A 12,565-nucleotide genomic window follows, 5' to 3' on the forward strand; every position below is an offset into this window, starting at 1 on the left:
TGTCGTTATCTCTATCGTACGGTGAGTCAGACATGGCCTGAAGACTGTCGTCCATACCAATTCATGATATATACTCTTACTAAACTAAACGCCGGGATTCCTCGGTTAAGGAGTGATAGGTGTGAGAGTCTTTCTTTATTCTATTCTTTGCTCCGTCCTTTTTACCACGGCATTATGCCCCACCGCCGACTCCGAGGTCAGATCCGGCCAGTACGACGTCATAGTTGTCGGTGCGGGATCGGGAGGCACCGCCGCGGCGATCCAGGCCGCCAGATGCGGAGCTTCGGTCGCCCTGGTGGACGAGACCGGCTGGATCGGCGGACAGATCACCGCCGCGGCGGTCTCCACAATGGACGACGTGGGACACAACAGATCGGGATTATATCTGGAGTTTATAAGAAGGATCAGAGAAAGCTACGGAGCGACGGGAACCGACGTCAACATATGCTACTGGGGAAACGACACCATAGCGACGGAGCCCAAGGTGGCAGAAGAGATACTCCTCGATATGCTGAGAGGATCGGCTCCAGGCAAGGTCGAACTCTTCCTCCACAGGACGCCGGAGGCGGTCCTGACGGAGGGGAATAGGGTCACAGGGGTTATCCTGAAAGACGGCGATTCGGGAACGATAATGCTCAAAGGGAAGGTCACGATAGATGCAACGGAATGCGGCGATCTGCTTCCAATGACCCCGGCTAGATACAGGGCGGGAAACTCCCTGTCCACCAACCTGGATATGGACGGGGAGATACAGGACATAACCTGGGTCGCAGTTATAAAGAGCGAGGACTCGGTACCGGAGGAACTGAAGGTAAAGAGACCGGACGGATACGACAGAGACGTGGGAAGGTTCAGAAGAGTGGTGACCACCGACGGGGCCACCTGGCCGGGACAGGCCCCCTTCGACGTCGCCAGCCACAAAGCCTACAGGGCCCTTCCTGACAGGGGCAATCCACACAGAATAGAGGGAGGGGAATCGGAGACCTGGCCCTACATAACCAGGACCTGCGTCAACTGGGCCAACGACGTTCCCGCCAACGGCCCCGATCACGTGGGACTGACCGTCCGCTACCTGGAGGACAAAGACTACAGACGGCTGGTAAACGGAGAGGCCATCGGCAGGACGTTGAGGTTCATACACTACGTCCAGACCGAACTGGGCCTGTCCAACTGGACGGTGGACCGGTCTCAGGGATACGGAGAAAGGGGAGATCGTATAAGGGACAGGGCCCTCTATCTGGACGAGAGCAACGACGCCGTTCTGAGCCACTTTCCACCAATTCCCTACGTCAGGGAGAGTCGAAGGATCGTCGGAATCGAGACCATGACGGCCAAGACCGTCGCCAGAGACAGACGACTCGGCCGGGCGGTGGAGAACAGGACGAACTCGATCGCCCTTGGAGAATATCCTCTGGACATCCATGGATCCAGGGTCCCAGGAAGCCTGGAATCGGATCTAGGAGAGTCTATGGCCGACTATCCAGGCGAGTGGAGATCCGACGAGGGAGTCTTCCAGGTGCCCTACGGAGCCCTTATCCCGGAGACGGTGGACGGCCTCTTAGCCGCGGAGAAGAACATATCGGTGTCCAGGCTGGTCAACGGGGCGACGAGACTGCAGCCCATAACGATACTGACGGGCCAGGCGGCGGGAGCCATAGCAGCCCTCAGTTCCCTCTCCCACCGAGATCCAAGGGACCTGCCGGTCATATCGGTCCAAGACGTCCTTTTGAGGGGCAAGAGCGCCCTGTCGCTGTATTCCTTTTTCGACGTCCAGCCGGACCATCCCCATTGGAGGGGCGTCCAGGGAGCGACCCTATACGGATACCTTCATCCAATGACGCCGGTGATCTTCGGGACGTCCCTGCCTGTCGAGGAAAGACACATGTCCTACATGATATCCAGAGCCTTCTACGTGAGGGACCTTGAGGGAGGAGAGCTTTTCGTCTCCAGATCGGACTTCGTGGAAAGACTGAAAAAGACGGCCCCCCGATGGGAACCGTCCTCTATGGAATGGGAAGGACCACCGGAAGAGCTGATATCCCGAGGAGAAGCCGTCACAGCCGTCTGGGACGCCCTGGTTCAATCGGTTCCGCTCAGATAGGAGTCCATGGTCTCGACAACCTTCTTGGAGAAACGCACCGCCTCAACGACGGTCTTCGCTCCGGTCACTACGTCGCCGGAGGCGAAGACCCCCTCTCTGGAGGTACGACCGGAATCGTCGGCGACGAGAAAATCCTCTCTGGTCTCTATGCCGTCCCTGCTGGATCCTATGAGAGACCGGGGCCCCTGGCTGACCGCCACTATCACCGACTCGCAGGGGAAGAAGTCCTCCTCGCCGTCTCTAGCGAAACGAACTCCCTTGGATGTTATCGCGACGGGCGTGCTCTCCAGGATGAAATCGACCCCGTCGATCTGGGCGTATTCCACCTCGATCTTGCGGGCCGGCATCTCCTCCCAGCCCTTTCGGTACATCACGGTGACATGGGAGACTCCCTTGCGGACGGCGGTCCTTGCGACATCCATGGCGGTGTTGCCGGCCCCTATCACGCACAGGGCTCGACCCAGACGATAGACATCCGGGTTCTTCAGATAATCTATGGCGAAATGACAGTTACCCAAGGATTCCCCCGGTATTCCCAGCCCCTTGGGCCTCCACACGCCGGTCCCTACGAACACGGCGGAGAAACCGTCCCTAAACAGATCGTCCAGACTCAGGGTCGTACCGATGGTGGTATTGGGCCTTATTACGACTCCGAGCTTCCTTAGGTTGGCCTCCAGACCGTCGATCAGGTCCTTGGGAAGGCGGAACTCGGGAATTCCGTAACGCATCACTCCCCCGATCTGGTCCTTTCCCTCGTAGATGGTTATGGAATACCCCCTCAAAGCCAGAAGAAAGGCTATGGTTATCCCGGCGGGACCGGAGCCGACTATGGCGACGGACTTGCCCTTCTTCGGCAGGGGCTCCAGATCCATGACGTTCATGTAGAACGACGATATGTAGTGTTCTATGTCGCTTATCCTTATGGGAGCTCCTTTGCGTCCGAGCACGCAGTGCCCCTCGCACTGACGCTCCTGAGGGCACACTATGGAACACACCACCGAGAGGGGGTTGTTCTGGAACAGGGTCCTTCCGGCGGAAACTATCTGGCCGTCCACCAACATCCTTATCATGTCCGGTATGGCGGTGTTCACCGGACAGCCCTTGACGCAGGCTCCGCACCTTATACAGCGACGAGCCTCCTCCAGTATGTGCATCTCCATGGCTTTCTCTCCTTATTTATACGATATACACCGAAAGGATTTCAGCATCATACCTCAGGTCCGTCGAATTGCCAATCTTACTTTAACATAAAGATAGCTATCACATACACAAAGATCCGACCGTCACTGAATCCACCTCTTTTTTATGGACCTGAGACTCACGATGAAAAGCAGCGAAGCGAACCCGACCAGTGCCAGCCAATCCACCGGAACAGGTATGAGCCCTTCGCCCTCCAGTATCCACCTCATCAGGTCGACCCCATAGGTAAGGGGCAACATGTAGGAGAGGGGACGGAGGAACACCGGCAGGCTGGAGACGGGAAAGAAGAGCCCGCAGAGAAACAGCATGGGAAAGCGGAAGAAGTTCGAGAGGGTCTGGGCCTCGAATACCTCTTTAACCGAAACGGCTATGAAAAGCCCCATGAAGGTGCAGACGACGGAAAGCACCGAACCGGCCGCCAGGATGGAGGGCACCGACGCCCCGGAAAGATCGTAGAAAAACGACGCCATCCAGAAGGGTATCATGCAGTTCAACAACCCGAAGGCTATGGCTCCGGAGGTCTTGGCCGCCATAAGCATCTCCAGAGGGAGAGGAGCCAGAAGAAGTCGATCGAAGGACCGTCCCTTCCTCTCGAAGGTCACGGTTACCGCCAACATGGACGTCGTACCGAACAGGACGGACAGGGACATTATCCCCGGGAGGAGAGCCCTAACGTCCTCCATTGAACCTCCCGATCGGATCAGAAACATGGCGGTCCAGGCAAGGGGAAAGAGGATCCCCCAGCTGATGTTCGGGGGCTTGAGGTAATAGGCCCTGACGTCTTTGACGAGAATATTCCAGTAGGCTATCCACCATGAGGGTCTTATACCGGCTCTCATCATCGTTCATCCTCCATCTCCGCCACCTGTAAAAAGACATCCTCCAGGGTAGACGCGATCCTCCGGGCCTCCAGAACCTCGAAGCCTCCGTCCTCCAGCGTTCTGACCATCGCCCCCACCGACAAGTAAACCTCGGACCTGGCCGTAACGGCACCCCGTCCGGACGGCTCGAACGAGACGGCCGGGAATGCCGATCGGAGGATGGATTCGGCCGAGGCGTCCCCTTCCCCGTCGAATCGTAGAAGTATGGCCTCTCCCTTTCGGTCTTTTTTGAGCAAACCCTCCATGGTGTCGGTGAGGACGATTCTACCGGAACGGATGAAAGCCACCCTATCGCAGAGCCTCTCTGCCTCCTCCAGATAGTGGGTCGTCAGAAACACGGTGGTTCCGTTCTCGTTCAGAGCCCTTATCATCGAACGAATGGTCCTGGCGCTGACGACGTCTATGCCGGTGGTCGGCTCGTCCAGAAAGAGCACCGAAGGCCTGTGGATCACCCCGGCGGCTATGGTCAGCCTGCGTCCCATTCCCTTCGAGTACCCTCCGAAACGTCTTTTCGCCGCATCTGCAAGGCCGACTGTATCGAGAAGCTCTTTAGCCCTGGCAATCCTCTCTTTTTTTCTCATTCCGTAGAGGGCTCCGCAAAAACAGAGGTTCTCGAAGCCGGTGAGCTCCGGATAAAGGGAGCTTTCGTCCGGGACCACCCCTATTAGGTGCTGGACCGGTTTTCTGTCCGACGTACAGTCCAGGCCTCCTAGCTCTATACTGCCTCCGTCCGGACGGGCCAGGCCGGTAAGCATGTTTATGGTCGTGGTCTTTCCCGCTCCGTTCGGCCCCAGAAAACCGAAGATCTCCCCCTTCTCCACCTCGAAGGAAACTCCCTTCACGGCTTCCACCGATCCGAAGGACTTCGAAAGCCCTTTTACCTTTATTTCCGGATTTATCAAGAACAATCCCCTCCTTTAGCGTCCAAAAGCCTGTAAAGATTGACCGGACGACCTACGTCCCTATGAAGAGGCTCTACCGCAGCCCTGTTTATGGACACGAGATACTCGAGGTATCTCCTCGCTGTTACCCTGGAGACGCCGGCCCTAACTGCGACCTCGTCGGCCGAGAGGGCCCCATCCTCCCCCATGAGTATTGACCTTACCCGGTCCAGCTGAACCGACCCCAACCCCTTGGGAAGACATCTGTCCCTCTTCTCCCGAGATCCTCTCCTCATTATCCTGTCTATGGCTCCCTGGTCAAGGTCTCCCTTTTGTGCCCAATATAAAAGGTAGCCCTCCATAGCCTCTTTGAATCTCTCGTAGGTAAAGGGCTTCACTATATAGTCGAAGGCTCCGAAGCGCATAACGTCCCTGACGGTATCGGTCTCGTGAGCGGCGGAGACCACTATGACGTCCACGTTTCGACGTCTTCGACGGATTTCGTGCAGTGTCTCCAGACCGTCCAGCTCGGGCATGTAGATGTCCAGGATGACCAGATCTACGCTTCTCTGTTCCAGAACCTTCAGGCCGTCCATCCCGTTCGCCCCGAGTCCTACGAGCTCGAAACCTGGTATGGATAGGACGAAACGTTTGTGAATATCCATTACCATCGGGTCGTCCTCGACTATGAGAACCCTTATATCGCTCACGATCTACTCCCTCCGTTCAAAAACACGGCCGTAACCTATATGGCATGATCGACTAGAATCAAAGGGATCTTCCGTTATTGTAGATGTATTTAACAAAGGCTCGACAATCTCGCGCCACTTCTCCAAAGTAACTCGATTAATACCATAATGGACGAAATACCCCCTTTTGTCGGCTATTACTACGTCCGCATTCCGTAGTATTCGAAGATGCTGAGACACCGCCGCCGCCGAGATCCCCAACTCACGGGCAATACTGTTTACACACAGAGAACGCTTCTTGAGCAACTTGACGATACGCACTCTTGTCTCAACAGATAAAACCTTGAAAATTCGGGCCATGTCTTCAGGTCGTTCCATAAAAACCTCCCCAATTAAGTTATTGCGCATACACTATATATACCCACAAAAAAATCGTCAAGAAGGAACCTCCTTGACGATTTTTTAAGACCCAATTTCACGGACTATAGGGAGAAATCGGGAAGAACTTCGAGAGATTCTCCGTTTCGTAGGACTTCCCTACATCGATTCAAAAATCCATCGAGTTTCTCGAGGGTTTTCATATGTTCATTCTCTTCCTTGGAAGTCTGGAGAATTTTATCGATCCCGCCATTTCTTATACTTATCCTCTGAGATCCCATAAGAGCTAACAAGGGATCATGAGTAGCGACCAGAACGATCTTATCCCTCCTCACCAGCAGATCCATCGCTCTCTTCCTGTTTATCCCGGCGTTCTCTATCTCGTCTATCAGGACTATAGGAGACGAACTCAAAAAGGCTGTGTCGGCAATCATAAGAGCCCTAGATTGACCCCCGCTAAGAGCAGTCACCGGAATATCGGGAGAGAAGGACTCACCGGCCAAAACATTGGCCTGTTCTATCACAGTACGGACCCTTTCCCTTCTATCCGGGACCATCCTGCTCTCGGCGTGCATGGACACGAACTCTCGAACACTCAGATCCATCACGAAATTCATGTTCTGGGAGAGCTGTGCAACCAACTTATGCTCTAGGGAAAAACGCCATTTTCTCAGAGGCTTCTCATCGTCTATCAGTATCCGTCTCCCCGTAGGGGTATCGCCCTGGGCCATCCACTCTATATCGGCCAAAAGACGGCTCTTCCCGGAGCCGGTGGGACCAACTATACAGACGATTTCACCGGCTTTCATCTCCAACCTTACGTCTTCGGGGACACCGTTTTTATCCTTGCCCCCTAAAACCGTAACCTTTTTAACGGATAAATTTTGTCCTTTTTTGACGTCCTCCATCCGTTCTATGAACGTTACCAGACGATCTATCAACCCTTCTCTATCGAATCCTATATCCTCGAGAAAAACAGGACTCATCTCGGAAAAATATTCCTCAACTCTGACACAGGGATCCGCAGGAGGAAGGCCGTTGGCGTCAAAAAAGTCTCTTACGTAGGGATGTTCCTCGAAAAGAAGATCCATTCTAACATTGCGAAGACAGTAACCCACCGCGATATCCGTTGTTCTCACATCCCTCACTCCAGACATATCTTTCTCACACTGCCCATTTGATGCTCTTTACCTATCCTCGTCTCGCCAAGACAATAGGAACATAGAGCTGAGGGCATGGCGAAGCGAAGACTCCTGCCTGAGATCGACTCTATCTCCTCCCCCTCCATCAACAGAGATACTAGTTCGCAGGCTCCTTGACCGGAGATACCTCCTACATGGAGAACACTACCCCCCGGGTTGGCCTGTCTCACTTTCAGAGCAAAGATTTCCCTTTCAGCCTGGGACACGATATCCCCCTTCGTGATGACGACGATATCCGCAAGCTTGAGCATGGGACCTATCTTCTTCGGGGTGTTGACCCCCATCAGATTATCTATAACACAGACGGCAGTGACTCCTTGTATGTGAGGAGAGCATCTGTTACATAGTCCGGCACTCTCCAGGAACAGCACGTCGAAGGATCTCTCCATTCCCCAAGAAAGACACTCCTCCACGTTGCTCACGAAAAAATGGTCGGGACAAAGGCTTCCAGAAAGCCCGGTCCTGGCATCCACCCCGTTCCTTTCGTAGAGTTTTCTGTCTCCAGTGCTAAGACAGTCGAACTTAACAGCCCCTACGGACAGCCCATCTGATTTCATCTCCCAAGCCGCCTTCAGCACCACGGAGGTCTTTCCCGAAGAAGGAGGACCCGATACGGTTATAACCTTCAAAATAGCTTCATCCTTTCAAATCGACCCATTGCAGGACCTACCAGACAACTCTCTCTAGAAGAGTGCCGGCGGTGATTCTGAGAAGCTCCTCGGCGGTCGCCCTTCCCGGATCGACCTTGAAAGGCAGGACTATGACCCTATCTCTTCTCACTGCCTTCAATCCGGCCCACCGAGGATCGTTCGCCCATTTCTCCGCAACTCCTCTGCCCTTTTCTGGATCTACGAAAGAAGAAACTATAAATACCACGTCCGGGTCGGACACAACGACGGTCTCTACGTCAAAGGGGATAAAACTCTCCCTATTCGATCCAGGGAGTCCATCGGGAACGATGTTCTCGATCCCTAGAGCACGCAGGATAGAGCCATAAACGGTAGCATTCTGAGCTACTGCCAATCTGTCGCCGTCTTTGACCATGACGGCGCTTCGAACATCCGTTTCCTCTCTTATCCTATCTCTGAGGGTCTTGGCGATACGCTCGGTTCTATCTGCATATTCCCTGGCTTTTCCCTCTCTGTGAAGCAGTCTGCCAAGAAATAGGACGGAATCCAGCATGGGATTCTCTCCCATCTTCGCAGGATCTACCAGGAACACGGGAACCCCATCCCGTCGAAGCACTTTGGCTACGTCTCCGTGAAAACGGACATGTCCGATAACTAAAGAGGGATTCAACCCGTATATCGACTCTATGTCTACATCGGGCTGCCTTCCAACCGATGGCAAAGCCATGCCCTTTTCTCTGATACGATATTCCTCAACCTTGCCTACGGGGGTTATGCCTATGGCGAAAAGTCCTTCCATAAGCAGAGGGTTCAGGGCTAAAACTTTATCTTTATTCTCGGACACGACAACCTCGTGCCCAAGATGGTCAACCTCGATCCAGAAGGCGTAAACCCGAGAAGACTGGGCAAAAAAGGACATAGAAAGCAAAATGATAAAAGCGAGCCTCCTCAACCCCTTATCAAAAAAAACCAAGAGAGAAGTCATGACAAGCCGCCTCTTTTTCCATCTCCATTTTTATGGATCTCGACCCACTTACCGCTGTCGCCCTCTTCACCCTCTGATATCATACGGAAGGAATCCACCCCGGCTTTTTCCAATAGGGCATCCTCTATCATGCGAGAAAAATCCTTGAAACAGGGACGAGTTTCCCCGGATCTTATCAATCTATCCCGATTCGCCGCAACTATACGACGCCTCATAGAATCCGGAACATATCTGCCCAGTCCCCCTCCAATTACGGCGACTCCACCAGGCTTCAGTATACGGTAGACTTCCGACAGCCCTTTCTCCGGCTCCTCCCAAAACCATATGGAACCCCGACTCATAACAAAATCGGCAAAACCGTCCTCAAAAGGAAGAGCTTTCACATCGGCCCGGACAAAAAGGGCCTCGTTGTCCGTCTCCGAAACCATGAATCGTTCCTTGGCCGACTGGAGCGCCTCCTCGTTCAGATCGACAAAACAGACCGTCATATTCGTGATTTTTGCCAACTCCGTCCCCAGAAAACCAGGACCGGTTCCTATATCCACCGCTATCCCCCTGTTTAAACCGTAATCGTCGGCAAACTGTTGAACCAAAAAAGGGTAAATCGGCTCCAAAATAGAGTAGAAAACCGAAGGCCTATGCATGAACGGGATCCCCTTCCAGATCTCGTAACCCCGACAGAAAATCCTCCCAACCCTCCCAGGTACTCTTCCAACGAGGCACGGGAAATCTACAGTTCTCAGAGATATCGACGACAGGCCATAGTCCCTGCTCCCCTAGATAGCGCTGAAAATCCTCGTCCATCAGCAAACGAAGAACCTCCTCCGAGAGGTCCGACGAAGCGTAACGACTCCAGGCCAAGACCTGAGGCAGAGGAACCGCTCCCTCGGAGACGGGAAGAATCTCCACCCTCCTCTGTTTCGCCATAGCAGAGAAGGAGACGTTGGATATCCCCATTTGGAACTCTCCCCTGGCAACGGCCTGGATAATCTCAACGGGGGATCCACCAAACGAAAGCCCTTCGAGAAATAGAGGGAATTCGTCGGGCCAGGTCTTTTTCAGATAGGCCAGAACGATCTTTGTTATGGGGGTATTCCCGTCCGGGAACAGGACCCCTTTTCTACGTCTAACCAGATCGTACCATGAACCGCTCAAAGCCTCGGGGCGAACCATACCCACGTTGTATATCGGTACCATTGGGACGACGAATACGGGATGAAGCCTCCTCGACGGATCCTCAAAGGAAGCCGATCCCGGATGAAGCGAGGGATTCCCCGTCCAAGACGGCCGAGGCAAAAGGAGATCCTCCCACTCATCGTTCAAAACCGAGAAATAGCTCCCGTGAGATAACATGACATCGGGAAGCTCCCCGTTTGAAATGCTTTCCAGCAACCAGTTTCTGGAGTGATCGAATCCAGGATTTTTGAAGGCAACGACCTGCCCCGTTCTGCTCTCGAAATCCATGAGCCGCTCCTTGAGATAGTCGACAATGTATCGTCTGGTGTTGATCGCTGTATGTATAAGAAAATCGGCCATCGATATCACCTTCCTTTTCAATTTTCACTTTAGCCTCACCGCTTCATCATTTTCTAAAGAGAAGGAGAATGAAGAAAGGCGCTCCCAGAACAGCTGTAACTACACCGACCGAAAGCTCCACGGGTTGAAAAATGGTCCTTGCCAAGGTATCCGAAAGGACCAGTAATATACCGCCGAGAAGAGCGCTAAGCACGAGAGAGTATCTACAATCGTTGCCTACCATAAGTCTGGCCAAATGAGGAGCCATCAATCCCACGAACCCTATTGTTCCCACCACGCTGACGGCACTTCCGGCAAGAATAGAGGCAACCGCCATGATGACTACCCTATAGAATTGGACCCTTAGCCCAAGACTGCCGCCTATTTCATCGCCCAGGGAAAAGAGATTGACCTTTGGGGCCAGGGAAATTCCAAGAATAATTCCGATAAGACTGTAGGGATATAGAAGATGAAAATAACCCCATCCCCTACCGGATAAGCTACCCAAGAGCCAACCGTAGGTCACATCGAGCTGATCGTTGTTCAAAAACATCAACCCTGAGGTCAGAGCGCCTAAAAGAGAGGAGACCGCCACGCCAGCCAATATGATCCTGACCGTGTCACCTTTACGGACCACCAGGGATAATCCATAGACCAAAGACGCAGCGAAAAGGGCACCCAAAAAAGCTCCAGGAGGAATCCATTCTATCTTCCCGGGAAAGAGGACCATAACAGTCACGGCCATGAGACCCGCTCCGGCGTTAACTCCTATGATATGGGGAGAGGTCAAGGGATTCCGCAACACTCCCTGCAAGAGAGCACCGGCGACAGCGAGGTTCATTCCCGCAAGGAGAGCCGTTAAGATCCGAGGGAGGCGGATGTTATGGACGATCCTGTTGGCCAGAGGATTGGAACTCGCTCCGGAAAGAGCCCTCCAGATCTCCCCCAAATCAAAAGATAGGGTTCCTGCCGCCACCCCGATCAGACATACCATAAAGACCACCGCCAAACATAGGCATATAACCGCCAATTTATCCGTTCCTCTTCCAGAGACATCGATACGAAACATCAATACGACTGGGAGACGGGACTATTCTCGACCCCGGGACAACATTCAGAAATACGCCCAGGGCAACGTAGATCACCAAACGGCACCACAACCGGCCTACGACATTTCTTGAACCTACACACGTGGGTACCTACGCCGAAAACCTCACGAATCGATCGTTCGTTGATGACCTGCTCCAAGCGTCCCGCACTGTGAATCCTCCCATCTTTGAGAAGGTAGATAAAATCGGATATCTCAAGAGCATGATTGATATCGTGAAAAACCGAGACCACCGTCTTTCCGAAACTATCCCTCAGATCCCTCAGCACAGCCAACAACTCCCACTGGAACTTCAGATCCATGTAGGTCACAGGCTCGTCCAAAAGAACTATGGAAGTATCCTGGGCCAAGATCATGGCTATCCAAGCCCTCTGCCTCTCTCCTCCGGAAAGCTCTTCCACCGATCTGTCGGCTATCTCCATAAGACTCATATATTCCAAAGCCCAAGACATCTTCTGGCGATCTTCCTCGGAGAAAAACCATCCTGATCTGTGATAGGGGCTCCTTCCCATTCCCACCAATTCGTATACAGACATGGACGGCACCTTGTCCTGAGCCTGAGGCAAAAACGCAATCAACCGTGACAACTCCCGAGAAGAATATTCCTCTAAAGCCCTTCCCATAATGCGGACACCTCTGTTCGAGACAGGGAGGAGACCACATAGACAACGAAGGAGGGTCGATTTGCCCGATCCATTGGGACCGATGAGAGAAATTATCCGTCCCCTAGAAGCGGAAAAGGAAATATTCCTGAGGATGGGCTCTCCTCCGTAATCGAAATCAAGGCCTTTTACTTCCAACACGTAGATCATCTCCTTCCAAAACATCATCCAGCACAGACCATGTTTAAGAACACTACACTAGTTAGAAGAGCAAAACAACATGAAGAGTACCAAGAATAAGAGAATAAGTCAACTTATCGAAAAAACTACGACGAAAACAAAAAACAAGGCGCCCCTAGCTGCGTTTTTATGCCGGATCGGGGGCGGAAACATA

13 protein-coding genes are annotated in these 12,565 nt (G+C 53.2%); 1 reads left to right on the forward strand and 12 read right to left on the reverse strand.

The features are described 5' to 3' along the window. Window positions 1-121 precede the first annotated feature (121 nt). Complete coding sequence (locus L2W58_RS10240; protein WP_236103242.1) at window positions 122-2,101, forward strand: FAD-dependent oxidoreductase; 1,980 nt, start codon at window positions 122-124, stop codon at window positions 2,099-2,101. Here L2W58_RS10240 and L2W58_RS10245 read toward each other — a convergent pair. From L2W58_RS10245 to L2W58_RS10295, 12 genes are all read right to left on the reverse strand, one after another. After that, complete coding sequence (locus L2W58_RS10245) at window positions 2,080-3,261, reverse strand: NAD(P)-dependent oxidoreductase (RefSeq protein WP_236103243.1); 1,182 nt, start codon at window positions 3,259-3,261, stop codon at window positions 2,080-2,082. The genes L2W58_RS10240 and L2W58_RS10245 overlap by 22 nt on opposite strands. Before the next feature lie 123 nt (window positions 3,262-3,384). Next, window positions 3,385-4,143 (reverse strand): ABC transporter permease, encoded by a 759-nt coding sequence (locus L2W58_RS10250; RefSeq protein ID WP_236103244.1) that lies wholly within the window; start codon window positions 4,141-4,143, stop codon window positions 3,385-3,387. Continuing rightward, window positions 4,140-5,084, reverse strand: coding sequence for an ABC transporter ATP-binding protein (locus L2W58_RS10255; protein WP_236103245.1), 945 nt, complete (start codon window positions 5,082-5,084; stop codon window positions 4,140-4,142). The genes L2W58_RS10250 and L2W58_RS10255 overlap by 4 nt, the downstream gene beginning before the upstream one ends. Beyond that, the gene (locus tag L2W58_RS10260; protein ID WP_236103246.1) at window positions 5,081-5,773 is read right to left on the reverse strand and encodes a response regulator; all 693 of its coding nucleotides are present in this window, start codon (window positions 5,771-5,773) and stop codon (window positions 5,081-5,083) included. The genes L2W58_RS10255 and L2W58_RS10260 overlap by 4 nt, the downstream gene beginning before the upstream one ends. Window positions 5,774-5,776: 3 nt before the next feature. After that, window positions 5,777-6,160 (reverse strand): ArsR/SmtB family transcription factor, encoded by a 384-nt coding sequence (locus tag L2W58_RS13220; protein ID WP_420827991.1) that lies wholly within the window; start codon window positions 6,158-6,160, stop codon window positions 5,777-5,779. Between the two features lie 74 nt (window positions 6,161-6,234). After that, the gene (locus L2W58_RS10265) at window positions 6,235-7,269 is read right to left on the reverse strand and encodes an ATP-binding cassette domain-containing protein (RefSeq protein ID WP_236103247.1); all 1,035 of its coding nucleotides are present in this window, start codon (window positions 7,267-7,269) and stop codon (window positions 6,235-6,237) included. Window positions 7,270-7,274: 5 nt separating this feature from the next. Further along, window positions 7,275-7,961 carry a GTP-binding protein gene (locus L2W58_RS10270; protein WP_236103248.1) on the reverse strand — a complete coding sequence of 229 codons (687 nt, stop codon included), beginning with the start codon at window positions 7,959-7,961 and terminating at the stop codon, window positions 7,275-7,277. A 37-nt stretch (window positions 7,962-7,998) separates the two neighbouring features. After that, complete coding sequence (locus L2W58_RS10275) at window positions 7,999-8,805, reverse strand: ABC transporter substrate-binding protein (RefSeq protein ID WP_236103249.1); 807 nt, start codon at window positions 8,803-8,805, stop codon at window positions 7,999-8,001. Window positions 8,806-8,942: 137 nt separating this feature from the next. Continuing rightward, the gene (locus L2W58_RS10280) at window positions 8,943-9,590 is read right to left on the reverse strand and encodes a class I SAM-dependent methyltransferase (RefSeq protein WP_236103250.1); all 648 of its coding nucleotides are present in this window, start codon (window positions 9,588-9,590) and stop codon (window positions 8,943-8,945) included. Continuing rightward, window positions 9,583-10,482, reverse strand: coding sequence for an ABC transporter substrate-binding protein (locus L2W58_RS10285; protein ID WP_236103251.1), 900 nt, complete (start codon window positions 10,480-10,482; stop codon window positions 9,583-9,585). The genes L2W58_RS10280 and L2W58_RS10285 overlap by 8 nt, the downstream gene beginning before the upstream one ends. A gap of 46 nt (window positions 10,483-10,528) precedes the next feature. After that, window positions 10,529-11,530, reverse strand: a complete 1,002-nt coding sequence (locus L2W58_RS10290; RefSeq protein WP_236103252.1) for a FecCD family ABC transporter permease — start codon at window positions 11,528-11,530, stop codon at window positions 10,529-10,531. Then, window positions 11,530-12,399, reverse strand: coding sequence for an ABC transporter ATP-binding protein (locus tag L2W58_RS10295; RefSeq protein WP_338033086.1), 870 nt, complete (start codon window positions 12,397-12,399; stop codon window positions 11,530-11,532). Before L2W58_RS10295 ends, L2W58_RS10290 begins: the two co-directional genes overlap by 1 nt. Between the last annotated feature and the right edge of the window lie 166 nt (window positions 12,400-12,565).

Origin of the sequence: Dethiosulfovibrio faecalis (assembly GCF_021568795.1) — a bacterium.
Lineage (GTDB): Bacteria > Synergistota > Synergistia > Synergistales > Dethiosulfovibrionaceae > Dethiosulfovibrio > Dethiosulfovibrio faecalis.

What these genes read in the sequence shown, in the direction of transcription:
- L2W58_RS10245 (WP_236103243.1), bottom strand. Translation starts at nt 3,261, where the DNA reads ATGGAGATGCACATACTGGAGGAGGCTCGTCGCTGTATAAGGTGCGGA.
- L2W58_RS10250 (WP_236103244.1), bottom strand. Translation starts at nt 4,143, where the DNA reads ATGATGAGAGCCGGTATAAGACCCTCATGGTGGATAGCCTACTGGAAT.
- L2W58_RS13220 (WP_420827991.1), bottom strand. Translation starts at nt 6,160, where the DNA reads ATGCGCAATAACTTAATTGGGGAGGTTTTTATGGAACGACCTGAAGAC.
- L2W58_RS10280 (WP_236103250.1), bottom strand. Translation starts at nt 9,590, where the DNA reads ATGCATAGGCCTTCGGTTTTCTACTCTATTTTGGAGCCGATTTACCCT.
- L2W58_RS10285 (WP_236103251.1), bottom strand. Translation starts at nt 10,482, where the DNA reads ATGGCCGATTTTCTTATACATACAGCGATCAACACCAGACGATACATT.
- L2W58_RS10290 (WP_236103252.1), bottom strand. Translation starts at nt 11,530, where the DNA reads ATGTTTCGTATCGATGTCTCTGGAAGAGGAACGGATAAATTGGCGGTT.
- L2W58_RS10295 (WP_338033086.1), bottom strand. Translation starts at nt 12,399, where the DNA reads ATGATGTTTTGGAAGGAGATGATCTACGTGTTGGAAGTAAAAGGCCTT.